The organism is Burkholderia lata (assembly GCF_902499335.1).
Classification (GTDB): Bacteria; Pseudomonadota; Gammaproteobacteria; order Burkholderiales; family Burkholderiaceae; genus Burkholderia; species Burkholderia lata_B.
Genome location: NZ_CABVQK010000004.1, coordinates 187,368 through 210,121 on the forward strand (window position 1 = coordinate 187,368; position 22,754 = coordinate 210,121).

General features: G+C 66.3%; 27 protein-coding genes and 1 pseudogene. 18 read left to right on the plus strand and 10 right to left on the minus strand.

Translation table 11 applies throughout. The features are described from left to right. Positions 1-52 precede the first annotated feature (52 nt). Positions 53-190 carry a hypothetical protein gene (locus tag BCO18175_RS11425; protein ID WP_165765561.1) on the minus strand — a complete coding sequence of 46 codons (138 nt, stop codon included), beginning with the start codon at positions 188-190 and terminating at the stop codon, positions 53-55. Between the two features lie 361 nt (positions 191-551). Here BCO18175_RS11425 and BCO18175_RS11430 point away from each other — a divergent pair, with 361 nt between their 5' ends. The 3 genes from BCO18175_RS11430 to BCO18175_RS11440 all read left to right on the plus strand — a co-directional run bounded on the left by BCO18175_RS11430 (position 552) and on the right by BCO18175_RS11440 (position 3,134). Continuing rightward, a complete protein-coding gene (locus BCO18175_RS11430; RefSeq protein ID WP_174915072.1) occupies positions 552-773 on the plus strand; it encodes a hypothetical protein in 222 nt (73 codons plus the stop codon). A gap of 487 nt (positions 774-1,260) precedes the next feature. Next, positions 1,261-1,530 carry a hypothetical protein gene (locus BCO18175_RS11435; RefSeq protein WP_174980752.1) on the plus strand — a complete coding sequence of 90 codons (270 nt, stop codon included), beginning with the start codon at positions 1,261-1,263 and terminating at the stop codon, positions 1,528-1,530. A 119-nt stretch (positions 1,531-1,649) separates the two neighbouring features. After that, positions 1,650-3,134 (plus strand): carbohydrate porin, encoded by a 1,485-nt coding sequence (locus tag BCO18175_RS11440; RefSeq protein WP_174980754.1) that lies wholly within the window; start codon positions 1,650-1,652, stop codon positions 3,132-3,134. A 104-nt stretch (positions 3,135-3,238) separates the two neighbouring features. Here BCO18175_RS11440 and treA read toward each other — a convergent pair whose 3' ends face one another. Further along, entirely contained in the window at positions 3,239-4,990 is a 1,752-nt protein-coding gene (gene treA / locus BCO18175_RS11445; RefSeq protein WP_174980756.1) for an alpha,alpha-trehalase TreA, read from the minus strand. Between the two features lie 136 nt (positions 4,991-5,126). Beyond that, entirely contained in the window at positions 5,127-5,756 is a 630-nt protein-coding gene (locus BCO18175_RS11450) for a TetR/AcrR family transcriptional regulator (protein WP_174980758.1), read from the minus strand. A 22-nt stretch (positions 5,757-5,778) separates the two neighbouring features. Between BCO18175_RS11450 and BCO18175_RS11455 the strand changes: the two genes are divergently transcribed. The 3 genes from BCO18175_RS11455 to BCO18175_RS11465 all read left to right on the plus strand — a co-directional run bounded on the left by BCO18175_RS11455 (position 5,779) and on the right by BCO18175_RS11465 (position 9,340). Beyond that, the gene (locus tag BCO18175_RS11455; protein WP_174980760.1) at positions 5,779-6,330 is read left to right on the plus strand and encodes a darcynin family protein; all 552 of its coding nucleotides are present in this window, start codon (positions 5,779-5,781) and stop codon (positions 6,328-6,330) included. A 26-nt stretch (positions 6,331-6,356) separates the two neighbouring features. After that, complete coding sequence (locus BCO18175_RS11460; protein ID WP_174915078.1) at positions 6,357-7,745, plus strand: MFS transporter; 1,389 nt, start codon at positions 6,357-6,359, stop codon at positions 7,743-7,745. A gap of 383 nt (positions 7,746-8,128) precedes the next feature. After that, positions 8,129-9,340 (plus strand): winged helix-turn-helix domain-containing protein, encoded by a 1,212-nt coding sequence (locus tag BCO18175_RS11465; protein ID WP_174980762.1) that lies wholly within the window; start codon positions 8,129-8,131, stop codon positions 9,338-9,340. A 51-nt stretch (positions 9,341-9,391) separates the two neighbouring features. Here the strand turns inward: BCO18175_RS11465 and BCO18175_RS40545 are convergent, their stop codons facing one another. Next, the gene (locus BCO18175_RS40545) at positions 9,392-9,610 is read right to left on the minus strand and encodes a DUF1653 domain-containing protein (protein WP_006480837.1); all 219 of its coding nucleotides are present in this window, start codon (positions 9,608-9,610) and stop codon (positions 9,392-9,394) included. Positions 9,611-9,667: 57 nt separating this feature from the next. Next, entirely contained in the window at positions 9,668-10,111 is a 444-nt protein-coding gene (locus BCO18175_RS40550) for a GNAT family N-acetyltransferase (RefSeq protein WP_205817950.1), read from the minus strand. Positions 10,112-10,338: 227 nt separating this feature from the next. Here BCO18175_RS40550 and BCO18175_RS11475 point away from each other — a divergent pair, with 227 nt between their 5' ends. Next, on the plus strand, positions 10,339-10,599 hold the full coding sequence (locus BCO18175_RS11475) for a type II toxin-antitoxin system Phd/YefM family antitoxin (RefSeq protein ID WP_060968669.1): 261 nt from the start codon (positions 10,339-10,341) through the stop codon (positions 10,597-10,599). Then, positions 10,596-10,862: a Txe/YoeB family addiction module toxin gene (locus tag BCO18175_RS11480; RefSeq protein ID WP_011354451.1), complete on the plus strand. Its 267-nt coding sequence runs from the start codon at positions 10,596-10,598 to the stop codon at positions 10,860-10,862. The genes BCO18175_RS11475 and BCO18175_RS11480 overlap by 4 nt, the downstream gene beginning before the upstream one ends. Positions 10,863-10,876: 14 nt before the next feature. Here BCO18175_RS11480 and BCO18175_RS41105 read toward each other — a convergent pair whose 3' ends face one another. Next, positions 10,877-11,233, minus strand: a complete 357-nt coding sequence (locus BCO18175_RS41105) for a DUF4087 domain-containing protein (protein WP_438820492.1) — start codon at positions 11,231-11,233, stop codon at positions 10,877-10,879. Between BCO18175_RS41105 and BCO18175_RS11490 the strand changes: the two are divergent. From BCO18175_RS11490 to BCO18175_RS11500, 3 genes and pseudogenes are all read left to right on the plus strand, one after another. Then, positions 11,133-11,396 (plus strand): annotated as a pseudogene (locus BCO18175_RS11490) (substrate-binding domain-containing protein); the annotation flags it as partial. The gene BCO18175_RS41105 and the pseudogene BCO18175_RS11490 sit on opposite strands and share 101 nt — an antisense overlap. Then, positions 11,393-12,016: an HAD hydrolase-like protein gene (locus BCO18175_RS11495; protein WP_174915083.1), complete on the plus strand. Its 624-nt coding sequence runs from the start codon at positions 11,393-11,395 to the stop codon at positions 12,014-12,016. The pseudogene BCO18175_RS11490 and the gene BCO18175_RS11495, both read left to right, overlap by 4 nt. A 394-nt stretch (positions 12,017-12,410) precedes the next feature. Then, positions 12,411-12,989 carry a DUF4142 domain-containing protein gene (locus BCO18175_RS11500; protein ID WP_174915084.1) on the plus strand — a complete coding sequence of 193 codons (579 nt, stop codon included), beginning with the start codon at positions 12,411-12,413 and terminating at the stop codon, positions 12,987-12,989. 98 nt (positions 12,990-13,087) lie between these two features. Here the strand turns inward: BCO18175_RS11500 and BCO18175_RS11505 are convergent, their stop codons facing one another. Then, the gene (locus BCO18175_RS11505; protein WP_174980767.1) at positions 13,088-13,687 is read right to left on the minus strand and encodes a GNAT family N-acetyltransferase; all 600 of its coding nucleotides are present in this window, start codon (positions 13,685-13,687) and stop codon (positions 13,088-13,090) included. 55 nt (positions 13,688-13,742) lie between these two features. Next, positions 13,743-14,657: a LysR family transcriptional regulator gene (locus BCO18175_RS11510; protein ID WP_174973663.1), complete on the minus strand. Its 915-nt coding sequence runs from the start codon at positions 14,655-14,657 to the stop codon at positions 13,743-13,745. A gap of 109 nt (positions 14,658-14,766) precedes the next feature. On the opposite strand from BCO18175_RS11510, the gene lysA reads away from it, so the two are divergent. The 6 genes from lysA (at position 14,767) to BCO18175_RS11540 (ending at position 20,546) form a co-directional block, all read left to right on the plus strand. Then, positions 14,767-16,005, plus strand: a complete 1,239-nt coding sequence (gene lysA / locus BCO18175_RS11515; RefSeq protein ID WP_174980769.1) for a diaminopimelate decarboxylase — start codon at positions 14,767-14,769, stop codon at positions 16,003-16,005. Positions 16,006-16,595: 590 nt separating this feature from the next. Next, positions 16,596-17,396: a transporter substrate-binding domain-containing protein gene (locus BCO18175_RS11520; RefSeq protein ID WP_174915088.1), complete on the plus strand. Its 801-nt coding sequence runs from the start codon at positions 16,596-16,598 to the stop codon at positions 17,394-17,396. 75 nt (positions 17,397-17,471) lie between these two features. Beyond that, positions 17,472-18,131 (plus strand): amino acid ABC transporter permease, encoded by a 660-nt coding sequence (locus BCO18175_RS11525; protein WP_174980771.1) that lies wholly within the window; start codon positions 17,472-17,474, stop codon positions 18,129-18,131. A 43-nt stretch (positions 18,132-18,174) separates the two neighbouring features. Next, on the plus strand, positions 18,175-18,900 hold the full coding sequence (locus BCO18175_RS11530; protein WP_174981403.1) for an amino acid ABC transporter ATP-binding protein: 726 nt from the start codon (positions 18,175-18,177) through the stop codon (positions 18,898-18,900). Positions 18,901-18,950: 50 nt separating this feature from the next. Next, positions 18,951-20,132, plus strand: coding sequence for a cystathionine beta-lyase (gene metC / locus BCO18175_RS11535; RefSeq protein ID WP_174980773.1), 1,182 nt, complete (start codon positions 18,951-18,953; stop codon positions 20,130-20,132). A 69-nt stretch (positions 20,133-20,201) separates the two neighbouring features. Continuing rightward, on the plus strand, positions 20,202-20,546 hold the full coding sequence (locus BCO18175_RS11540; protein ID WP_174980774.1) for a DUF3088 domain-containing protein: 345 nt from the start codon (positions 20,202-20,204) through the stop codon (positions 20,544-20,546). Between the two features lie 79 nt (positions 20,547-20,625). On the opposite strand, the gene BCO18175_RS11545 is transcribed toward BCO18175_RS11540, so the two are convergent. Beyond that, positions 20,626-21,327, minus strand: a complete 702-nt coding sequence (locus tag BCO18175_RS11545; RefSeq protein WP_174981406.1) for a helix-turn-helix transcriptional regulator — start codon at positions 21,325-21,327, stop codon at positions 20,626-20,628. A gap of 77 nt (positions 21,328-21,404) precedes the next feature. Here BCO18175_RS11545 and BCO18175_RS11550 point away from each other — a divergent pair, with 77 nt between their 5' ends. After that, positions 21,405-21,773 (plus strand): VOC family protein, encoded by a 369-nt coding sequence (locus BCO18175_RS11550; RefSeq protein WP_174980776.1) that lies wholly within the window; start codon positions 21,405-21,407, stop codon positions 21,771-21,773. Positions 21,774-21,830: 57 nt separating this feature from the next. Here the strand turns inward: BCO18175_RS11550 and BCO18175_RS11555 are convergent, their stop codons facing one another. Continuing rightward, complete coding sequence (locus BCO18175_RS11555) at positions 21,831-22,718, minus strand: DMT family transporter (RefSeq protein ID WP_174915092.1); 888 nt, start codon at positions 22,716-22,718, stop codon at positions 21,831-21,833. Positions 22,719-22,754 lie beyond the last annotated feature (36 nt).

Sequence of the window (22,754 nt, forward strand, 5' to 3'; positions counted from 1 at the left end):
CGCTCGATGGCGGCCACGCGTGCGCATGCCGAGGCGCGCTCGGCGCTTCTTTTCAGCGGATCAACGATTTCAGCTGGTTCAACAGGCGGGAGAACACCCGCGGACGGGCGTCGAGCGTCAGCATCGCGTCGTAGTGGTTGCGCGATTCCGTGACGTGCGGGAGATTCGACAGCAGAAGGCCGAAGTTCATGGTCTGGCTCCGTGCGGCGACGGCAGGCGTGCCGGCCGCGTATTGGGCGCGGGGCCAGTCCGGGGCCTGAACGACGTGTCAGGCTAGTCGGCCGGATTGTCCCTGCGACCCGGGTTCAAAAGGGTCTGTGTGTGCAACGGGCATAAGGGACAACTGTCACTGTCGTTCATGGCGGCTCCTGTGCGGTGTTCCGGAAAACACGGTTGACCGCCGTCAGGCGTGCGGGCCGGCATTCGCGAGCCCGGAAAAGGCATGCGCGAACGCGGCCGCCAGCCAGGCGGCGGTGAAACCGGACGGCGCATGCGAAAACGCATCACGCTAACCGGCGCGAATCAGGGTGCACGTAGGAATTTGCTGCGGAATGCTGCTGCGCGCACCGTTTGCCTGGGAGACAAACGGCGGCTTCGATGAGGCGCGGACGTCGGTCGCTCAGGCGGAAATTTCGTTCGAAGATCGACTACTGCAGGCGTCCAAGGCGGCGGCCCCAAGAGTGAAGATGGCGGATTCTATGGACGGCCCGAAAGTGAAGTCAACCCCTCCCAACCCCATTTCTCGAAATAAATTTCCTGCCTTGCGGCACTGAAAGATTTGCCCTTGAAAACACGCGGCGCAACCTTTCAGGGCACGCGGTGCAGCCGGTGATCGATGCGTATGAACAACGGGGGGACGCCTCCCGCCACGTTCAACCGCCACCCGTCCCGCGCCGGAACGGGCCGTCGCGGCGCTCGTGCAACGCGCCTCGCTTTTTATGCGTTTTTTACTTGCGCTGCAGCAAACGACACGAATACAATCCGCCGCAATTCATCAAGGGAGTCCCTCCGTGGACACATGCTCTAGTTGCAGTTCGATGCCGGTCCAGGCCGGCCAAGCCATCGCGAGATAGCAGCCAGACGCATGTCTTACGCCGCTAGCTCGCATTCGTCGGGTTAGCGCGCTTCCTTCCGGGCCGGCCATCGCCGGTTCGTCCGTTGCACGCTCCATTACGTTCCACCCTCCGATCGCAGGCCGCGTCACGCGCCCGCGCTCGATCACGTCGTCCGGCCCGAGCCGGACCGGACGGAGGCAGCGTCATGTTTCTTCAATCGTTCGCGGTCAGACTCAAGCGCATCGTGCATCTCGCATGCGACCGCTCATTCGTTTCCGGCCTCTCGCCGCTCGCCCACGCGTTCACCAACTGGCGCGGCACGGCGCTCGCCCACGTGCCGGCAGCGCCCCGGCCGCTCGACTGCCTGCTGCTCGCCGTGATGGCAGCCGCGGTCGCGCTCGTCGCGCTGCTGTGCTCGGCCGCGCCGCGCCTCGGCTTCGCGCAGGTGTGGCGCATTGGCGGCTGGCTGCCGTAAATCCCGCGTCGCGCGGCAGCATCACGCGCCAGGTGCCGCCGCGCGATCGTCTTGCCGCGCATCCCGTATCACGTTTTCGTTTCTTCAGCCCAACTAATCAAACCGCCAACGGAACCCACATGAAGAACTACCTCGAACCCGTCCCGCGCCAGGTCCGCGTCAATGCGCTCGCCACGCTGCTGCTGTCGCTCGCCGCCGCGCCGGCGTTCGCGCAAGCGTCGTCGGCAGCAGCCGAACCGGCGGCCGGCGCCAGCGACGCCGCCGCTCCCGCACAACAGGCCGCCGATGCTGCCGCGCCCGCCCCCACCGGCTTCTGGGAGCGTTCGAACCTGCTCGGCAACATGGGCGGCCTGCGCGACAAGCTCGGCGATCACGGCATCACGCTGAGCCTGCAGGAAACCAGCGAGTACCTGTACAACACGTCGGGCGGCACGAATCGCGGCGGCGCGTACCAGGGGCTCACGCAATTCGGTTTCAACGTCGACACGGGCAAGGCGGTCGGCCTGCCGGGCGGCACGTTCAACGTGTCGGCGCTGCAGATTCACGGCACCAACCTCACGCAGCGCTATCTGCAAACGCTGCAGACCGCGACCGGCATCGAGGCGAATTCGACCACGCGCCTGTGGGAACTCTGGTACCAGCAGTCGCTGCTCGACGGCAAGGTCGACGTGAAGGTCGGCCAGCAGAGCGTCGACCAGGAATTCATGGTGAGCCAGAACGCGGCAACGTTCATGAACGCCACGTTCGGCTGGCCCGTACTGCCGTCGACCGACCTGCCGGCCGGCGGCCCCGCGTATCCGCTGTCGTCGCTCGGCGTGCGGCTGCGCGTGAAGCCGTCCGATGCGTGGACCGCGATGGTCGGCGTGTTCGACGGCAACCCGGCCGGCCGCAGCGACGGCGATGCGCAGGTGCTGAACGCGCACGGCACGAACTTCAACCTGCGCAGCGGCACATTCGTGATCGGCGAAGTGCAGTACGCGCTGAACGCGCCGCCCGCCGATCCGAAGGCGCCGCAGCCCGCCGGCCTGCCGGGTACGTACAAGCTCGGCTTCTGGTATCAGTCGCAACATGCGAACGACCCGCGCTACGGCACCGACGGCCTGTCGCTCGCGAATCCGGACAGCAACGGCATTGCCGCCACCCATCGCGGCAACTACTCGTTCTATGCGGTCGCGGACCAGATGGTATGGCGGCCGTCGGCCGACAGCCCGCGCTCGGTCAACGTGTTCGCGCGCGTGATGGGCGCGCCGGGCGATCGCAATACCGTCGATTTCGCGGCCAACGCAGGCGTGACGCTGAAGGCGCCGTTCAAGGGACGCGACAACGACGTCGCAGGCATCGCGGTCGGCTACGCGAAGATCGGCTCGCATGCGCGCGGCCTCGACGGCGACACCGGCGTGTACACGACGCCCGGCTATCCGGTGCGCCGCGCGGAAACGGTCGTCGAGGCGACGTACCAGTACCAGGTCGCGCCGTGGTGGCAACTGCAGGCCGACCTGCAGCACTTCTTCCGTCCGGGCGGCGGCATCCCGAACCCGAACGCGGCCGGGGCGCGCATCGGCGACGAAACGGTGGTCGGCGTGCGCACGACGATCACGTTCTGACGCGCCAAAGCAAGCCGGATGCTGACACGGGCCGGACGGCCGCTTGTGCGACGGTCCGGCCCGTGCATTCTCTTGCGGTGCAGGCGCGCGTCACTTGCCGCGCGTCACTCGCCGTATAGCCCGAGCAGTTTCAGCGTGACACCGTTGGTCCAGCCGAAACCGTCCTGCAGCGGATATTCACCACCACCGCCGCCGCCCGTGCCGGCGCCTTCGACCACGTACTTCTCGACGAGCTTGCCTTCGGTCGCATACACATGCTTCACGTCGGCCAGGAAGCGCGTGCCGATGTCCTTCGCGAGCGCCGGTTCGCCATAGCGGCGCAGCCCGTCGATCGCGATCCACTGCAGCGGCGCCCAGCCGTTCGGCGCATCCCACTGCTGCCCGGTGTTCTCGGTGGTCGTCGCGAGGCCGCCCGGCTGCAACAGCGTCTTGCGTACCTCGCGCGCAGTCGCCTTCGCGCGCTCGGGCCAGGCCACGCCCGCGAGCAACGGATACAGCGCAGCGGCCGTCACGGCGTCGCGCGGCTTGCGCAGCTGCCAGTCGTAGTCGCCGTAGTAGCCGCGGCGGTTCCACAGATAGCGGTTGATCGCGGCCGCACGCCGCGCCGCGCGCGCTGAAAAATCCGTCACGCATGCCATGTCGCGCGTGACCGTGCAGCCCTTCACGATCGTCGTCTCGAGATGGAACATCAGGCTGTTCAGGTCGACCGGCACGATCGACGTCGTGCGGATCGTCGCGAGCGTCTTGCCGTCGCCGAACCAGCGCGAGCTGTAGTCCCAGCCGCTTTCGGCGCCCGCGCGCAGGTCGCGGTAGACCTCGTTCGCGGGACGCCCCGCCGCCGACTTCGCGGTCGTCACGTCCTCGAGATACGACTCGTCGCGCGGCGTATCGCTCGCATCCCAGTAGCGGTTCAGCACCGCGCCGTCGGGCATCGCGACCACATGGCGCGCGGCCTGCCCGCGCGGCGTCGTGGTTTCGCCCTGCATCCAGTACGCATGCTCCTTGCGCAGTGCCGGCAGGTATTTCTGGTAGACCTTGTCGCCTTCGGCCTGCGCGGCGAGCGTGACCATGTACGCAAAGAACGGCGGCTGCGAGCGGCTCGCGTAGTACGTGCGGTTGCCGTTCGGGATGTGCCCGATCGTGTCGATCAAATGGGCGAAGTTGTCGAGCATGTTGTCGACGAGATCCTCGCGGCCCGATACCTGCAGCCCGAGCATCGTGAAATAGGTATCCCAGTAGTAGCCTTCGCGGAAGCGGCCGCCCGGCACGACGTACGGCTTCGGCAGCGGGATCAGCGAGCTGTAGGGCGGCACCGTCGTGCTCGTGCGCGTGAGCTGCGGCCACAGCCAGTCGATGTGCTGGCGCAGCGTCTGGTTCGGCGGCGGCGTCACGCCGCCCTCCGGGGGCGGCGTGAAATGCTGGCCGACGAACGCCTTCAGCGAGAAGCCCGGCTGCGATTTCTGTTGCTGATACAACTGCACGATCGTCGCGGGGTCGCTATCAGGCGTCGCGTCGACGAAGGTTTTCTGGTCGGGATAGATCTGCGCGGTCTGCACCGCGACGAACAGGTCGCCGTAGAGCTGGCTCGGCGGCGGCAGCAGCGTGCCCGACGCTGGGGCGGCAACGGCGGCCGTAGCGCGCGGTGCCGACTGGGCAGCCGCCTGCGCGGCGGCCTGGTTCGCGTTGTCGGCCTGCGCGGCGCAGCCGGCAACGGCGAGATACGCGACGGCCAGCGCTGCGGCCCAGCGAAGACGCGGCGCGGGTGGCGTGAGAGGCGGTGAGAGACGGGATGAGAAGCGGCTTGAAAAGCGACTCGAGAAGCGCGATGCAATCGATGCGGCACGACGTGACGTCATGACGTGTCCCCTCCTTTCGATGGTGAGTGGGTCGGCACGAGGTCTCGTTCGCGCACGCGCTCGTCTCGATGGCCCTCGATCGATACGCGTCGTTTTGTGTTGCGAGTGGGTCCGACTGTCGCACGAAACGTGCACATCAAGCAAGTTTCGATTCGCGCGACTCGCGCAGATAACCGCGTACGGCCCGCCACGCACGCGCGTCGAGCGCATCCGCGTCGGTCTCGCCGCGCGCGCCCGCCGCATCGACGATCCCTTTCACGATCGCGAGCAGATCGTGCGCGACGACGTCGGGCGCAGCAACGCGCGGCGCATCGCGCAGCGTGAGCGCATGCAGCAGCGTCGCGTGGATGCTGTCCGCGACGTGTGCGGTGCGCGCGCCGAGCGGCAGCCGCGCCTCCTCGAAATCGATCAGCCGCGCGAGCGCGGGACGGCGCATCTGGTGCGCGACCGCCGCGCGTACCAGGGCGCGCAGTACGTCGTCGCATGACGACAGCGCGCCAGCCCGCTCGACGTCGTCGAGCAGATGCGCACTCTCGCGCTCGACGAGTGCGGCCGTCAACGCATCGCGATTCGGGAAGTATTGATAGAGCGAACCGATGCTCACGCCGGCCAGCGCCGCGACCGCGTTCGTCGTGTAGCCGTCGAAGCCGTCGCGCTCCAGAATGCGAGCGGCGGCCTCGACGAGCGCGTCGACGGTGGCCACCGAGCGGCGCTGGCGCGGCGCCTTGCGGGGCGACAGCGGGATTCGCGGGGACGATTCGGACATGGCTGGAATGCGAGTTTCGAATATGAGCAAACGCTCATATTCTAGAAACGCCCTTCCACTCTGTCAAAAAGGAATCCGCGTGCCCCTGCTAGCCGCGCCCCCGCCCGCCCTCATCCTCGTGAAGACGCACCCACAATGGCTCGGCTCCCCCGTGCCGAAGCGCTTGCAGCCGCTGCGCGACTACATCGCGCCGATTCGCAAGACTCACGGCGAACGCGTATCGCTGCATTGCCACGACACCGCGTTCCACTCGGCTCGCGTGACCGATGGGTGTATCGGAAACGCGCACGATCACCACGCATGCGAACGCGTGATCGACACGCTTCGCGAGACGCCGTTCCGGGATCGCTGCTTCGACATCGTCGAGATCCTGCCAGGTGTCGAGAACGTATATGCGGCCAACGGCGAAGCGGCCGCGCTGCCTGCCGTCCGGGCGCACGCGGGATACAGGCGCGATGCAGGCGCCGCGTTTGCGCAGTCGTTCTTTCTGCGCCGCCCGCTAACAAAGACGACTGTTGCAACATGCGGAACAACTGTTGTCGTACGTGACTCAACGGTCACATTGTGGGCATAATGGCGTCTTTACCGCGCGCCCAACCCATGTCGCCCGTCTTTCTAGCACCGCTCATCGTTGCCTGTGCGTTGTTCATGGAAAGCGTCGACGCGAACATCATCGTCACCGCCCTCCCCGCGATGGCGAGGGACTTCGGGCACAGCCCCGTCACGTTGAACATCGCGATCACGGCCTACGTGGTCGGGCTCGGCGTATTCATCCCGATCTGCGGCTGGCTGGCCGACCGCTTCAGCGCACGCTCCGTGTTCCGCACCGCGATCGGCATCTTCGTCGTCGGCTCGCTGATGTGCGCGGCATCCAATTCCCTCGGCGTGCTCACGTTCGCGCGCTTCATCCAGGGCGTCGGCGGCGCGATGATGGTGCCCGTCGGCCGCATCATCATCTTCCGCGCAGTGCCGCGCTCGGATCTCGTGCGCGCGATGAACTACCTCGCGATTCCCGCGCTGTTCGGGCCCACGGTCGGGCCGCTGGTCGGCGGCTTCATCACGACCTACCTGCACTGGCGGATGATCTTCTTCATCAACGTGCCGATCGGCATCTACGGGATCTACCTCGCGAGCAAGCACATCGCGAACACGCGCGAACCCGATCCGGGCCCGCTCGACTGGTTCGGCTTCCTGCTGTCGGCCAGCGGCGCCGCGCTGCTGCTGATGGGCCTCACGCTGATCGACGGCTCGCTCACGTCGCGCTCGAACGCGCTCGTCATGTGCGTGGCCGGCACCGCGCTGCTCGCGCTCTACGTTCCGTACGCGCGCCGCAAGGAGCGCCCGGTGCTCGACCTCAGCTTCCTGAAGATCCCGACGTACCACGCGAGTGTCGTCGGCGGGTCGCTGTTCCGCATCGGCCTCGGCGCGGTGCCGTTCCTGCTGCCGCTCGCGCTGCAGGAAGGGCTCGGCATGAGCGCGTTCCATTCGGGGCTCATCACGTGCGCGTCCGCATTCGGCGGCGCGATGAGCCGCTCGACGGCCACCCACACGCTGCGCCGCTTCGGCTTCCGCACGGTGCTGATCTACAACGCGGCATTCGCGGGGCTCGCGATCGCCGCGTACGGCGTGTTCCATCCCGGCATGGCGACCTGGGCGATCTGGCTGATCGTGCTCGTCGGCGGCATCTTCCCCGCGCTGCAGTTCACGAGCCTGAACTCGATGATCTACGCGGACATCTCGCCGCGCGACGCGGGCCGCGCGACGAGCCTCGGCAGCGTCGTGCAGCAGATGTCGCTCGGCCTGGGCGTGACCGTGGCCGGCCTCGTGCTGCACATTTCGCACTGGCTGCAAGGTCATCAGAAGATGGTGTGGTCGGATTTCTGGCCCGCTTTCCTCGTGGTCGGGCTGTGCTCGCTCGCGTCGATTCCGATCACGCGGCGGCTGCCGCCCGGCGCCGGCGACGAAGTCGCGCGCGGCAAGCGGCAATAGCCATCAGGCAAACGAGCGGGAAATAGCGAAAGGGGCAGAACGGGCAAAAGGACAAACCGCCCGCGAAGCAAACCGGAAAATACAAAAAAATCAGCGGACATCCACACGGGGCCGGTGCACAGCCGCATGGATGTCCGCTCAGGGCTCCGGGTCTCCCGATGGGGGTTGAGAATCCCGGATTCACTTCCTGCGTGCCATTGACATATGTGCGTCGGAAGCAAAATTGTTGCGCGTATTTATCGTCGCGCCATGAACTGCACTATAGGGAAACTTGCAAAACGCGTCTGTCAACCATTGTCAGACACGGTGCATCGGCACGTCGCACGCGCGCTCCGCATTCGCGCTAAAGTGGTTCCCGACCATCACTCCCGGCCGCCCTTCCGATGCTTACGCTCTCGACCGCCGCCGCCCGCGCGCTGCATCTCGCCGCACAGGGCCTGCTGACGCCGCCCCGCCGCAAGGCGACCAAATCCGACGTGCTCGACACGATCCGCCGGATGGCGCAGCTGCAGATCGATACCATCCACGTCGTCGCGCGCAGCCCGTATCTCGTGCTGTTCAGCCGTCTCGGCGATTTCTCGCCGCAGTGGCTCGACGAACATCTCGCCGAAGCGCGCCTGTTCGAATACTGGTCGCATGAAGCGTGCTTCCTGCCGGTCGAGCAGTTCGGCCTGATGCGCTACAAGATGCTCGACCCGTCGGGGATGGGCTGGAAGTACGCGGCCGAGTGGCATGAGCAGAATCGTCCCGACATCGAGCGGCTGCTCGCGCGGATTCGCGCCGAGGGCCCCGTGCGGTCGGCCGATTTCTCCCGCGAGGATGGCGTGAAAGGCAACGGCTGGTGGGATCGCAAGCCCGAGAAGCAGCATCTGGAAGTGCTGTTCACGACGGGCGACCTGATGGTGTCGGAACGCCGCAATTTCCAGCGCGTGTACGACGTGCGCGAGCGCGTGCTGCCCGACTGGGACGACTCGCGCGACCTGCCGCCGCGCAGCGCCGTGCTGACCGCGCTGCTCGACTACACGTGCCGCGCGCTCGGTGTGGTGCGTGCGGACTGGGTGGCCGACTACTATCGGCTGCCGCGACGTTCGTACCGCGCGGAGCTCGAGCAGCTCGCGGACGCGGGCGACCTGATTCCGGTGGCAATCGACGACTGGAAGGAGCCGGCCTACGTGCACCGCTCGCTCGAAGCGCTGCTGCCGGCCGCGGAGGCCGACACGCTGCGCTCGACGGTCACGACGCTGCTGTCGCCGTTCGACCCGGTCGTCTGGGACCGGCGGCGTGCATCGACGCTATTCGGTTTCGACTACACGATCGAATGCTATACGCCCGGGCACAAGCGGCGTTACGGCTATTTCTGCCTGCCCGTACTGCATCGCGGGCGGCTGGTCGGGCGCATCGACGCGAAGGCACATCGCACGCTCGGCACGTTCGAACTGAAGGCCGTGCATGTCGAGCCGGGCGTGCGGTTCGGCACGGGGCTCGCAGCCGATGTCGCGAAGGCGGTGAAGAAGCTCGCGGCGTGGCACGGCACGCCGGAAGTCACGGTCGGGCAGGCCCCGCCGGAATTGGTGAAGGCGCTGGCCGGCGCGTAGACGTTCACGCAGCCGGCTGGCACGGCGGCGCCACGCGCCGCCGCCCGCAAATCAGTCGCGCAGCTTGCGGAAACGCGGCGTGCCGTCTTCGAGGTTCCCGTTGAACATCGCTTCCGGCCGCACCCACAGCCCGCGTGCATGCGGCCACAGGTGTTCGTACACGACCACCGATTCCTCGGTTTCGGAATGGCGCGCAACGCCGATGTAGCGATACAGCCCGCCCTTGTAATGGCGGTGCGTCGCGAGCTGTTCGGCTTCCTGTTCGGTCATGATGGGCTTCTCTTCGGCAAAAACGGAAAGCGCGTATTGTATGCGCTGCGCCGCGCGTCAGCGTTTCGCGTAGATGTCCGGGCGGCGGATCTCCATCACCCGCTCGGGATTCGCCGACGGCCCGAAGCCGACCGGCCGGTACAGCTCGTGCGCATCGGACGTCACGAGCATGATGCGACGCAGGCCCTGCACCATCTCCTGCGCGAACACGTGGTCGATCAGCGCGCGGCCGTAGCCGTTGCCGCGTTCGGCCGGCAGCACGAACACGTCGCACAGGTACGCGAACGTCGCGTGATCGGTCACGAGCCGCGCGAAACCGACGAGCCGGTCGCCCACGTAGGCCCCGAAGCATAGCGAGCCCTCGATCGCACGTTCCACCACGTCGCGCGGAATGCCCAGTGACCAGTACGCGTCGCGATGCAGGAAGTCGAAGATCGCGTCAACGTCGAGTTCGCGCTTGTCGGTGGAAAATCTCAGCGTGGCGGGGGTGGCAGCGGGCACGTCGGTCTCCGGTCGGGGTGGTGGAAGGCGAAATGCTGACGATACCGCGCGGCGCGAGGGGCTACAAGCGGCGCCGCTCATCGCTACGGCGGCCCAATGAATGTGCCCGCTCGTTGCGGACGAATGTGGTGTGCAACCAGGCTGGGGGTAGTCGACCTGTACAGCAAACCGTACACATTCAACGACTGTGCTACACTTGTACGGTTATATGTACAAGTGAGGCAATCATGCGCACGATTCATTTTTCGGATGCCCGAGGCAATCTGAAGACCGTTATCGACCAGGTCGTCGATGATGCGGACGTGACGCTCATCACGCGCCGCGATGCACCGAACGCCGTCATCATGTCGCAGGACTACTACGATAGCCTGATGGAGACGGTTCACTTGCTCCGGTCCCCGGCCAACGTCGCCCATCTCGAACGTTCGATCGCGCAACTGCGCAAAGGCAAGGCGAAAGAACACAAGCTCGCGGCGGATGACGAATGAGCGTACGCCGCGTGCTCTTTACTTCCGACGCGTGGGACGACTATGTCTACTGGCAGGGGCAGGATCGCAAGACGCTCAAGCGCATCAACCAGCTCATTCGCGAAGCCCAGCGAACGCCGTTCGAAGGCATCGGCAAACCCGAACCGTTAAAGGCCAATCTCTCCGGCTTCTGGTCGCGCCGTATCGACGACACGAACCGTCTGGTCTACGAGGCTGACGATTTGCAGATCAGCATCGTGTCCTGCCGCTATCACTACGAATAGCATCGCCCCGTGGCTCACGGCGCCCGCAACGTCCGATCTGCCTTGCACCGCTTCAACGGCAGCGGCCGGGCTGCGACGATCCGCGTCACCTCGCGCGTGCGCGGGTCGATTTCGAGGTCGAGGCATGCGCAACCGTAGCCATGCCCGCCGGCGTTGGTGACGACCCAGCCCTTCGTCGACATGTCGGGCATCTCGTCGAGGCCCGGCACCGTCGACCGGTTGAAGGACGTGCTGCTGAATACGAAATCGTTCGCGTAGTCGGACAGCACGAACGGTGACTCCGAGATCGGCTTCCACCAGGTCGGCGAGCTGCTGCCTGTACCGGGCGTCACATATGCGGGCACGGTGCCCGAATCCGTACAGTCGGTCACGCGTTTCGTCGGCGGGATCCCGATCGGCGCCGCTCATCCGGAAGAAGCGAGTAAGCTGCTCGACTATCTCGCGTCGCCGCAGACGCAATCGACCATGCGGGCGACGGAGCTCGATTCGGTGGCAATGTCGCCTGCCCAATCAACCCGCCACGCCGCGTCATGACCTTCCGCCTCATCGCATTCGACTTCGACGGCACGCTCGCCGATTCGCTCGACAGTTTTCTCGCGGCACTGTCGGAAGCGTCGCGCATGCACGGCTTTCGCGATGCCACGCCCGAGCTGCGCCCTGCGCTGCGCGGCATGTCGGCGCGCGACATCATTCGCGCGCTCGACGTGCCGATGTGGAAAGTGCCGCGCGTGACGATCGACATGCGTCGCCTGATGCAGCCGCGCGTCGCGCAAGTGGCGCTGTTCCCCGGCGTCGACGAAACGTTCGACGCGCTCGTCGCGCGCGGCATCCGCATCGCGATCGCCACATCGAATACCGAAGAAATCGTGCGCGACCGGCTCGGCCCGCACGCCAGCAGCCGTGTCGAGCATTTCGCGTGCGGCATTCCGTTGTTCGGCAAGGCACGTCGCCTGCGCGCGCTCGTTCATGAGGCCGGCGTGCGCAACGACGAAGTGCTGTATGTCGGCGATGAAATCCGCGACGCCGACGCGGCACGGCGCGCGCGCATCGCATTCCAGGGCGTCGCGTGGGGCTACACCGCGCCGGACGCGTTGCAGGCACATTGCGCGACGCCATTGCTGCCGCGTCTCGACGCATTGCTCGATCGCGTGTGACGCATTCGAGCGCTGCGCGCATCCGTTCCGACCCGTCACTCGATGCGCACGTCTTCGCACGACACGGCAGCACGACGATGAAAAACAGATGACACCCACCTGCATCTCGCTCGCATCGGGCGCGCAAAAATTGCCACCATCGCGCACGCAACAGGTACGCACTACCTGTCGCCACGCTGGCTCATCGATTCGTCTTACCAACCGTTACACAAACCACAGCGCGGTTGCACCTGCTACCGGATCGCTCTCCTAGAATCAGTCGGGCCGGGAAACACTTCGACCGGCGCCGCGGCAGAGCGGCGGTCGAATCCGGCCCGGGCGCGCCCGGTCTCTCGCACAGCGACGGATCACGTGATCCGTTTTTCAACCAGAGCCCCGATCGAAAGGAGGTCCCATGAACCGCTTTCCCCACATCTCGCGCCTTGCTTTGTCTGCCGCTGGCCTGCTTCTCGTCGCCGTGACGGCGACCGCGCAAACCGCACAACCGGCACCGGCCGCACCGAACGCACCGGCCGCCGCCGCGACGCGTATCCACGAAGCCGACCAGGCGTTCATCACGGACGGCACGAAGACCGTGTCGACGCAGCACGACGCGGCGCGCATCGCCGATTCGCGCACGTCGGACAGCCAGGTGAAGGCATTCGCGCAACGCGTGTCGACCGACGATGAAAAGATCATCCAGGCGATGCGCGCAGCGAGCCCGCGCGGCGTCGACGTGCCGGCCAACGACCCCGACACGGCCGTGCTGGGCAGCATCAAGAACCTGCGCGGCGCCGAGTTCGACAAGGCGTATATCGAGCAAGTCGCGCTTGCCGGCCAGCAGAAGGCCATCTCGGCATTCCAGGCCGAAATCGCGTCGGGCCGCGACACGAAGCTGAAGGAAGTCGCACGCCAGTCGCTGCCGATCCTGCAGAAGCACTACGCCGACGCGCAGAAGCTCGCGGAACGCCACCACCTCGCATCGGCGCAGTAACGCGCCGCAGCGCCGCGCTTCGGGCGCGGCGCCCTGCCTCCCCTGTCGTCCCGCCCTTTCCGGCGGCGCGACGCACGTCAAACGTCACGCGTCACACGTTACGTCGCGAGCTTCGCCAACAGCCGCGCACGCACTTCCGGCCATTCGTCATCGATGATGCTGAAGCGCACCGAATTGCGCTTGCGACCATCCGGCATGATCCGTTCGTGCCGCACGATGCCTTCCTGCTTCGCACCGAGCCGCAGGATCGCCGCGCGCGATTTCTCGTTCAGCTCGTCGGTCGTGAACTGCACGCGCACGCATTGCAACTCGTCGAACGCGTACACCAGCAGCAACCATTTCGCCTCGGTATTCGCGCGCGTGCGCTGCGCCGATTCGCTCAGCCACGTATGGCCGATCTCGAGCTTGCGGTTCTTGCGATCGATCTTCCAGAAACGCGTGCTGCCGATCACGCGGCCCGATGCGCGATCGACGATCGTGAACGGCATCACGGTGCCGGCCGAACGCCCTTGCAGTGCGGTATCGATATATGCGTCGATCGTGTCCGGGCCCGGCACGACCGTGACCTTCAGGTTCCACAACTGGCCGTCGGCGGCAGCGTCCAGCAGCGCCTGCCGGTCGGATCGGTCGAGCGGCCTCAGTTCGACGCGTTCGCCGGTAAGAATCGGTGGTTCGAGGGAAGCAGAAACATCGGTCATGAGGGGTTCCGGAATGAGACGACGATGACGGCGAAACGCCCATCATACGGCCGCGTCAGCCGAGGAGCGCGCCCAACCGGCGACGGATCGCCTTCGCCTCACTGCGCAGCGCGTCGGCGAACGCATCGACGAGCAGGTTCTTCGGCCGGTGCTCGGGCACGATCACGCTGACCCGGTACGGAAACGACCGCGTGAGCGGCCGCACGTGCAGGTCGCGCCCGACGAAATCGAGCGCGGTCAGCGGATTGACGATCGCCGCGCCGAGCCCCTGTCGCACGAACGCGCACACCGACACGGCGGACGGTGTCTCGACGACCGAGCGCGGCGCCACGCCGAGCTGCGCGAACGCCTCGTCGATCAGGATGCGGTACGGATCGTTCAGCGACAGGCTCACGAACGGGCGATCGGCGAGATCCAGCAGATCGATCGCATCCTGCGCGAGCAGCGGATGACCGTCGGGCAGCACGCACACTTCGTCGAACTCGAACAGCGGCGTGAGCACGGTGCCGGCCGGCGCGACGTCGCGCTCGGTCAGCCCGAGGTCGTAACGCTGCGCGGTCAGCCACTCCTCGAGCACCGGCGATTCCTGCGTCGCAACCGACACGCTGGCGCCCGCGTGCTTCTCGTTAAAACGCCGGCACGCGCCGGGCAGGATCGCGTGCGAGAACGCCGGCAGCGCGATCACCGACAACTGACCGTCGCGAAACTCGCGCAGGCGCGCGGCCGTCGCCGCGACGCGTTCAAGCCCCACATACGCGAGCCGCACGTCGTCGAACAGCGTGAGCGCCGCCATCGTCGGCCGCAGCCGGCCATGCGCGCGCTCGAACAGCGCGAAGCCGACGACCTGCTCCATCCGCGCGAGCTCGCGGCTGATCGTCGGTTGCGACGTATAGAGCATCTCGGCCGCGCGCGTCGTGCTGCCGGTGACCATCAGCGCGCGAAAGACCTCGATATGGCGGTGCGTGAGCATGTTCTTCTATATCAGATATGAATCGAATCTCGATAATCAGGCATTTTACTGTATAGCCGATCAGGTGCATCATCCACGTTATCCGTTCATTCGTCCCGATTCATCTGCCATGTCCCTCGATTCCCGCCAGCTCGCGACGCTCGCGCAGCAATACGGCACCCCGCTGTGGGTGTACGACGCCGACGTCATCCGTGACCGCATCGCCCAACTGCGTCAGTTCGACGTGATCCGCTATGCGCAGAAGGCGAACTCGAACATCCATATCCTGAAGCTGATGCGCGAGGAAGGCGCATGCGTCGATGCTGTGTCGCTCGGCGAGATCGAGCGCAGCCTCGCGGCCGGGTTCAGCCCCGCCGGCGAACCGGAAGGCGTCGTGTTCACGGCCGACCTGATCGACCGCCCGACGCTCGCGGCCGTGCTGAAGCACGGCGTGACCGTGAACGCCGGTTCGCTCGACATGCTCGCGCGCATCGGCGAGCACGCGCCCGGCCACCGCGTGTGGCTGCGCGTCAACCCCGGTTTCGGCCACGGCCACAGCAACAAGACCAACACCGGCGGCCCGCAGAGCAAGCACGGCATCTGGATCGACGACGTGCCGCGCGCGCTCGAGATCGTGCGCCAGTACGGGCTGAAGCTCGTCGGCATCCACATGCATATCGGTTCGGGTGTCGACTACGGCCACCTGTCGCAGGTGTGCGATGCGATGGTCGATCTCGTCACGTCGCTCGGCCACGACATCGACGCGATCTCGGCCGGCGGCGGCCTGTCGATCCCGTATCGCGACGGCGAGCCGCGCGTCGACGTCGGTCACTACTTCAGCCAGTGGGACGCCGCGCGCAAGCGGATCGAACGCCATCTCGGCCACCCGGTGCGCATCGAGATCGAACCGGGCCGCTTCCTCGTCGCCGAAGCCGGCACGCTCGTCACCGAAGTGCAGGCCGTCAACCGCCGGCCGAAGCACGATTTCGTGCTGATCGACGCGGGCTTCAACGACCTGATGCGCCCGTCGATGTACGGCAGCTACCACGCGGTGTCGGTGCACACGCAGGATGGCGCGCTGCCTGCCGGCCGGCCGCTCGTCGATCTCGCGATCGCGGGGCCGCTGTGCGAATCCGGTGACGTGTTCACGCAGGACGCGGGCGGCGTGGTCACGCACCGCAAGCTGGCGCAGCCGCAGATCGGCGACCTGCTGTTCCTGCACGACGCGGGCGCATACGGCGCGTCGATGTCCTCGAACTACAACAGCCGGCCGCTCGCGCCGGAAGTGCTCGTCGATCGCGGTGCGCCGCGGCTGATCCGCCGCCGGCAGACGATCGACGAACTGATCGCGCTCGAAACGTTCGAGTAACGCGCATCCCGCGTGACGATGGCCAACGGCCAGGCTTGCCGCTAACGGCAGCCTGGCCGTTCTGCTTTTCGGCGTAAGGCCGGATCGCAGCCTGGAGCAACCGTTCGCCCGTACCGTAGCACCTGATCCTTCTCATCGCGCGCAACCGCAGCAGATCGCATGCGCCACCTCTCGCACGCAGAGAAAAACATTCCACGTCGCGTGAAAAGTGCACGCATCTTTGGAAACACATTCCCTTTTGACAAAACTAAGATTGCCCTCAGTCGCACCGCATTCCTGTCGCCGGATACGCATTGACGATGCGTCCGGTCCACAACACTCGCAATGCTGCACGGGCAATCATGAATCGCACGCTTGAACGCTTAGCAGCGCACGCCGGCCTTCGCTGCCGCTCGCGCGCCTGCCTCATCCATCCGTACGCACGCCGGTCCTCCATCGCCCACGAACGCATGCCGTAACGCACGGCATCGCGCACGGCGGACAGCAACGCTCGCCGCCTCACGCCTCACCGACTTCCCGCTCACGGCGACGCCGCCCGTCGCCGCGGCGTCGCACACCCTGAATTTTCGACAACAACCACGGAGACAACCATGAAGCACTTCACCCCGACGTTCAAGCAAGGCATCGCGGCCGCCCTCCTCTGCATCGCGACCGCGACATCGCACGCGGCTGACCTGCTCGACACCGTCAAGCAGGCCGGTGTGCTGAAGATCGCGCTGGAAGGCACCTACCCGCCGTTCGACTACCGCAATGCCGACGGCCAGCTAGAAGGCTTCGACGTCGACGTCGCGAAGGCGGTTGCCGCTCGCCTCGGCGTGAAGCCGCAGTTCGTGACGACCGAATGGAGCGGGATTCTTGCCGGCCTGCAGGCCGGCAAGTTCGACGTGATCGTCAACCAGGTCGCGATCACGCCGTCACGCCAGCAGGCGCTCGACTTCAGCGTGCCGTACGTGTATTCGTCCGCCCAACTGCTGCAACGGCAAAACGATGCGCGCGCATTCAAGTCGCTCGACGAACTGAAGGGCAAGAAGGTCGGCGTGACGATGGGCAGCAACTACGTCGATCTGGTCAAGACCGTGCCCGCGATCGACCTGCAGGTCTACCCCGGTACGCCGGAGAACCTGCGTGACCTGGCGGCCGGCCGGATCGACGCGGCGGTCAACGATCGCCTGATGCTCAGCTACCTGATCAAGAACTCGCACCTGCCGCTGCGCCCGGGCTCCGTGCTCGCGGGCGGCGAGGACCGGATGGGCATCCCGTTCCGCAAGGGCAATCCGAAATTCGCGAAGGCGATCGACGACGCAGTGGCATCGCTGCAGCAGGACGGCACGATGAAGAAGATCTCGATGCAGTGGTTCGGCGCGGACACGACCAAGCCGGTGACGCAATAACGCAGCCCGCCCCACGCCCGCGCGCACAAATGCACGAACGCGCGGGCCGTCCGGCACACAATCAGGAGACACGCAATGGAAGCACTCCAACTGGTCGTACATACGCTGCCCGTGATGGTCAAGGGCGCCATGCTCACGCTGAAGTTTGCCGTCGCGTCGATGGCGTTGGGGCTCGTCGTCGGGCTCGTGATCGCGATCATGCGCATCGGCAGCAACCGGTTCGCGGCAGCGCTCGCGCAGGGCTATGTCAGCCTGATGCGCGGCACGCCGCTGCTCGTGCAGATGTTCGTCGTCTACTACGGGCTGCCCGACCTCGGCATCACGCTCGATCCCACGACGGCCGGCATCTTCACGCTGACGCTCAACGCAGGCGCCTACCTGTCGGAGAGCATGCGCGGCGCGATTCTCGGCATCGGCCGCGGGCAATGGGCGGCCGCACACAGTCTCGGTCTCACGCACGTGCAGACGCTGCGCTACGTCGTCTGTCCGCAAGCGCTGCGTCTCGCGGTGCCGAGTCTCGGCAACACGCTGATCAGCCTGATCAAGGACACGTCGCTGGTCTCCGTGATCACCGTCACCGAATTGCTGCGCTCGACGCAGGAGGTGATCGCCGCGACGTTCCAGCCGCTGCCGCTCTATCTCGCCGCCGCCGCGATCTACTGGGTGCTGAGCACGCTGCTCACGCGGCTGCAGGGTCGCGTCGAGACGCGCCTCGCGCTGCCGTCCACGCATTGAACGCGCACCCGGCATTCACATGAACTCCATCGACGGACAGAACATGATTACGCTCGACAACGTATCGAAATGGTATGGCAAGCACCAGGTGCTCTCGGCATGCAGCGCGGCAGTCTCGAAGGGCGAGGTGGTCGTCGTGTGCGGGCCGTCGGGCTCCGGAAAATCGACGCTGATCAAGACGATCAACGGGCTCGAACCGTTCCAGAAAGGCAGCATCACCGTCGACGGCACGCGGCTCGGCGATCCCGCCGCGAAGCTTGCGCAATTGCGCGCCCGGGTCGGCATGGTGTTTCAGCACTTCGAACTGTTCCCGCACCTGTCGATCACCGAAAACCTGACACTCGCGCAGGTCAAGGTGCTCGGCCGCCGCAAGGACGAAGCCGTCGAGAACGGCATGAAGCTGCTCGATCGCGTCGGCCTGAAGGCGCACGCGCACAAGTACCCGGGGCAGTTGTCCGGCGGGCAGCAGCAGCGCGTCGCGATCGCGCGCGCACTGTCGATGAACCCGGTCGCGATGCTGTTCGACGAACCGACTTCCGCGCTCGATCCCGAGATGATCAATGAAGTGCTCGACGTGATGGTCGAGCTCGCGCGCGACGGGATGACGATGGTGTGCGTGACGCATGAAATGGGCTTCGCGCGGAAGGTCGCGCATCGCGTGATCTTCATGGACCAGGGCGCGGTGGTCGAGGACGCGGCCAGCGACCGGTTCTTCGCCGCGCCGCGCTCCGAACGCGCGCGCGACTTCCTCGACAAGATCCTGCATTGACCGTGCGACGGCTGCCCTGCTTCGATTGATCGACACTCAAAGGAGACATCTTGAACCACCTGCATTCGACCGACACCGTTCTCGCCCATGAAGGCCGCTCGCACGGCCAGCCCGGTTCGCCCGTGAACCCGCCCGTCTACCGGCAGTCGACGCTGCTCTTTCATGGTACCGACGCGCTCGACGCCGTACGCGGCACACCACTCGCATACGGGCGCCACGGCAGCCCGACCACGCGCGCGCTCGAGAAGGCGCTCGCTCGGCTCGAAGGCGCGCACGCCGCCCTGCTGACACCGAGCGGCCTTAGCGCCATCACGACCGCACTGCTCGCGGTGCTGAATCCGGGCGACCATCTGCTGATGGCCGACTCGGTATACGACCCGACCCGTTCGTTCTGCGACGAAACGCTGGCGCGCCTCGGCATCGAGACGACTTACTACGATCCGACGATCGGCGCGGACATCGCGTCGCTGATGCGGCCGAACACGCGTGCGGTATTCACCGAATCGCCGGGCTCGCTCACGTTCGAAGTGCAGGATATTCCGGCCATCAGCCGCGTCGCGCACCGGCACGGCGCGGTCGTGCTGCTCGACAACACGTGGGGCACGCCGCTGAATTTCCGCTCGTTCTCGCATGGCATCGACGTGTCGATTCACGCCGCGACCAAATACATCGCAGGACACTCGGATGTACTGATGGGGGCGATCCTGACGACCGAGGCGCTCGCGCCGAAAGTCACCCGCTTCTACCGGCAACTCGGGATGACCGTCAGCGGCGACGACGCGTATCTCGCGCTGCGCGGCCTGCGCACGCTGTCGGTCCGGCTCGAACGGCACCAGCGTAACGCGCACACGCTGATCGAATGGCTCGCGCAACAGCCGGAAGTCGCGCAAATCCTGTATCCGGCAAGACACGGTGATCCGAGCCACGCGCTGTGGCAGCGCGATTTCACCGGCGCATGCGGGCTATTCGGCATGGTGTTGCATCCGCAGCCCGACGATGCGGTGCGTGCGCTGCTCGACAGACTGACGTGCTTCGGCATGGGTTATAGCTGGGGTGGCTTCGAAAGCCTGATCATTCCGTCGAATCCGTCGCGCCATCGCACCGCCACGCAATGGGCCGCGGCAGGCCCGCTGCTGCGGATTCACGCGGGGCTCGAGCATCCCGACGACATGATCGCCGACCTCGCCGCCGGTTTCGCACGGATGCGCGCCGCCGCGCTCGCGGAAGCCTGACGTCCGGCGATGTAGCCCCACCGCATCACGTTTTATTCACCGGTTTCCCCAACCCTTAGCGAGACCATCATGAAAGACAAGCTTTTCATTCTCCGCCCCGATTTCTTCAAGGAGTCCGAAGGTCCGTTCTACTGCGGCGATTCGGTTTCCGTCGAGGGACTGCTGAGCTTCTATCCGCGGTTGCGCGATGCCGTCGACGTCGAATACATCGACGCACCGCGGCCGCGCCAGCCGATCGTCGTGCTGATCGGCACGGACAACCAGTCGGCGCCGGTACTCGTGCTCGGCGACGGACAGACGCCGAACGACGGCGCACTCGCAATTCGCGAGCACGACGGCCGGCGCTTCATCGATTCGCCGGCCGATATCCGGCGGTATCTGTCTTCGCAGTACGGGGTGGCGCACGTCGCGTAAGCACGCAGGCGGGTGCCGTCGCCTGACGGCATGGAACGGGACGCGCGACGCGCGGCCCGTTCGTCGCACCGCCCGCACACTACCTCACCGTCACGCGCACGTCGGCGCCCGCTGCGCGCCACGCCTTCAGCAAGGCCGCGCGCCGCCGCGGGTAACGCGTATCCAGCGGTTCCAGCGCGACGATGCGATCCGTCCGGAAATGCCGGAAATCGTTCCGGCCTTCGCACCACGCCGCCAGGATCCGTACGTCATTGAAGTAACCGAGCGCGAACGGCCACACGATCCGTTCGTCGAGCGTTTTCCGGCCCTCGCTGGCGTAGCGGATCCCGAGCTTGCTTTCGGTGCGGATCGCCGCGCGCACGACACCCATGTCGACCGTTTCCCGATCCACGATCGTGCGCGGGCCGACGAGCAGCGTCGTGCATTCCATCTCGCGGCGCAGCTCGGCCGGCAACACTGCTGAAATCTTCGCGAGTGCATCGGCAGCAGCCGTCGTGAGCTGTGCATCCGCAAACTTCCCGACCCAGCGAAAGCCGAGCATCAGCGCTTCCAGTTCCGTCTGCGAGAACATCAGCGGCGGCAGCATGAACCCGGCGCGCAGCACATAACCGACACCGGGCTCGCCGTCGATATCCGCCCCCTGCGCCTGCAGCGACGCGATGTCGCGATAGACCGTCCGGAGGCTGACGCCGAGTTCCCCGGCCAGCAAGCGGCCACTCACCGGGCGGCGGTGGCGCCGCAGCACCTGCAGCAGCGAGAGCAATCGTTCGGCACGCGTCATCGTTTCATGCTGCCACTTTCTGGCAGCATCCATTCATAGAATGGAACGCATCTTAATCGATCCCAGGACGGCTCAGCATGACTTCCCCGAATCTCGTTCTTCTGTATGTCGAGGACCCGGCGCGCAGCGCGCAGTTCTACGAGCGCCTGTTCGGACGCCCGCCCGTCGCCGCGTTTCCCACCTATGCGGCATTCACGTTCGACAACGGGTTGCATCTGGGCCTGTGGTCGACCAGCGCGCGCGATTTCGTGTCGGGCGGCGCCGGCCACCGTTCGGAGCTGGCATTCATGGTCGACGACGACCGCGAAGTCCGGCGCCTGTACGAGGCGTGGAAGGCACTCGGCGTGCCGTTCGAGCAGGCGCCCATGACGGCCGTGTTCGGGCTGACGTTCGTCGCGCTCGACCCGGACGGCCACCGCTTGCGCGTATGCACGCCGGACGATTGAGCGCGAGCGGGCGCGCCTTCGACGGGTCGCGCCCGCACACGCGTTCAGGCGCGCGCGTCAGCCCGCGCGCTGCACGGGCGCCATCTTCGAGAAGTACTTCGCGCCCGCCACGCAGCCAACCACGACGACCGTCACCACGACCATCGACGGCGGCACCGTCTCATGCAGCAGACCGGCAGCCAGCAGCAGGCCGAAGAACGGCTGCAGCAACTGCAACTGGCCGACGCCCGCGATCCCGCCGAGCGCGAGCCCGCGATACCAGAACACGAAGCCGATCAGCATGCTGAACAGCGATACGTACGCGAGCCCCCACAACGCGGCGGCATCGACGCCGTCGAACGACGCGGGCCATGTGAGCCACGTGAGCGGCAGCATCAGCGGCAGCGACAGCACGAGCGCCCACGAGATCACCTGCCACCCGCCGAGCTGGCGCGACAGGCGTGCGCCTTCCGCATAGCCCAGCCCGCACGCGACGATCGCGGCCAGCATCAGCGCATCGCCGACCACCGACGCCTGGCCGCCGTTACGCAGCGCAAACGCGGCCACCGCACCGCTGCCGACGATCGAGAAGATCCAGAACGGCAGCTGCGGCCGTTCGCCGCCGCGCCACACGCCGAACAGTGCGGTCGCGAGCGGCAGCAGCCCGACGAACACGATCGCGTGCGCGGAGGTCACGTGCTTCAGCGCGAGCGCCGTCAGCAACGGAAAACCGACCACGACCCCGAGCGCGACGATCGCCAGCGACACGGCTTCGGCACGAGTCGGCCGGCGCTGCTTCAGCACGACGAGCAGCAGCAGGCCGAGCGCGCCGGCGATCGTCGCGCGCGCGAACGTGAGGAACAGCGGGTCGAGCCCCTGCACCGCGATACGCGTCGCGGGCAGCGAGCCACTGAAGATGATCACGCCCAGCAGGCCGCTGAGCCATCCGTCGGTCGTCTTTTGCACGGGAAATCCTGAACGGGGAATATGGATTACCGATGA

What these genes read in the sequence shown, in the direction of transcription:
- BCO18175_RS11450 (WP_174980758.1), bottom strand. Translation starts at nt 5,756, where the DNA reads ATGTCCGAATCGTCCCCGCGAATCCCGCTGTCGCCCCGCAAGGCGCCG.
- treA (WP_174980756.1), bottom strand. Translation starts at nt 4,990, where the DNA reads ATGACGTCACGTCGTGCCGCATCGATTGCATCGCGCTTCTCGAGTCGC.
- BCO18175_RS11540 (WP_174980774.1), top strand. Translation starts at nt 20,202, where the DNA reads ATGAAAGACAAGCTTTTCATTCTCCGCCCCGATTTCTTCAAGGAGTCC.
- BCO18175_RS11520 (WP_174915088.1), top strand. Translation starts at nt 16,596, where the DNA reads ATGAAGCACTTCACCCCGACGTTCAAGCAAGGCATCGCGGCCGCCCTC.
- BCO18175_RS11455 (WP_174980760.1), top strand. Translation starts at nt 5,779, where the DNA reads ATGAGCAAACGCTCATATTCTAGAAACGCCCTTCCACTCTGTCAAAAA.
- BCO18175_RS11500 (WP_174915084.1), top strand. Translation starts at nt 12,411, where the DNA reads ATGAACCGCTTTCCCCACATCTCGCGCCTTGCTTTGTCTGCCGCTGGC.
- BCO18175_RS40545 (WP_006480837.1), bottom strand. Translation starts at nt 9,610, where the DNA reads ATGACCGAACAGGAAGCCGAACAGCTCGCGACGCACCGCCATTACAAG.
- BCO18175_RS11495 (WP_174915083.1), top strand. Translation starts at nt 11,393, where the DNA reads ATGACCTTCCGCCTCATCGCATTCGACTTCGACGGCACGCTCGCCGAT.
- BCO18175_RS11435 (WP_174980752.1), top strand. Translation starts at nt 1,261, where the DNA reads ATGTTTCTTCAATCGTTCGCGGTCAGACTCAAGCGCATCGTGCATCTC.
- BCO18175_RS11525 (WP_174980771.1), top strand. Translation starts at nt 17,472, where the DNA reads ATGGAAGCACTCCAACTGGTCGTACATACGCTGCCCGTGATGGTCAAG.
- BCO18175_RS11480 (WP_011354451.1), top strand. Translation starts at nt 10,596, where the DNA reads ATGAGCGTACGCCGCGTGCTCTTTACTTCCGACGCGTGGGACGACTAT.
- lysA (WP_174980769.1), top strand. Translation starts at nt 14,767, where the DNA reads ATGTCCCTCGATTCCCGCCAGCTCGCGACGCTCGCGCAGCAATACGGC.
- BCO18175_RS11530 (WP_174981403.1), top strand. Translation starts at nt 18,175, where the DNA reads ATGATTACGCTCGACAACGTATCGAAATGGTATGGCAAGCACCAGGTG.
- BCO18175_RS11430 (WP_174915072.1), top strand. Translation starts at nt 552, where the DNA reads ATGCTGCTGCGCGCACCGTTTGCCTGGGAGACAAACGGCGGCTTCGAT.
- BCO18175_RS11510 (WP_174973663.1), bottom strand. Translation starts at nt 14,657, where the DNA reads ATGCTCACGCACCGCCATATCGAGGTCTTTCGCGCGCTGATGGTCACC.
- BCO18175_RS11550 (WP_174980776.1), top strand. Translation starts at nt 21,405, where the DNA reads ATGACTTCCCCGAATCTCGTTCTTCTGTATGTCGAGGACCCGGCGCGC.
- BCO18175_RS11465 (WP_174980762.1), top strand. Translation starts at nt 8,129, where the DNA reads ATGCTTACGCTCTCGACCGCCGCCGCCCGCGCGCTGCATCTCGCCGCA.
- BCO18175_RS11475 (WP_060968669.1), top strand. Translation starts at nt 10,339, where the DNA reads ATGCGCACGATTCATTTTTCGGATGCCCGAGGCAATCTGAAGACCGTT.
- BCO18175_RS11505 (WP_174980767.1), bottom strand. Translation starts at nt 13,687, where the DNA reads ATGACCGATGTTTCTGCTTCCCTCGAACCACCGATTCTTACCGGCGAA.
- BCO18175_RS11440 (WP_174980754.1), top strand. Translation starts at nt 1,650, where the DNA reads ATGAAGAACTACCTCGAACCCGTCCCGCGCCAGGTCCGCGTCAATGCG.
- BCO18175_RS11425 (WP_165765561.1), bottom strand. Translation starts at nt 190, where the DNA reads ATGAACTTCGGCCTTCTGCTGTCGAATCTCCCGCACGTCACGGAATCG.
- BCO18175_RS11545 (WP_174981406.1), bottom strand. Translation starts at nt 21,327, where the DNA reads ATGACGCGTGCCGAACGATTGCTCTCGCTGCTGCAGGTGCTGCGGCGC.
- BCO18175_RS11460 (WP_174915078.1), top strand. Translation starts at nt 6,357, where the DNA reads ATGTCGCCCGTCTTTCTAGCACCGCTCATCGTTGCCTGTGCGTTGTTC.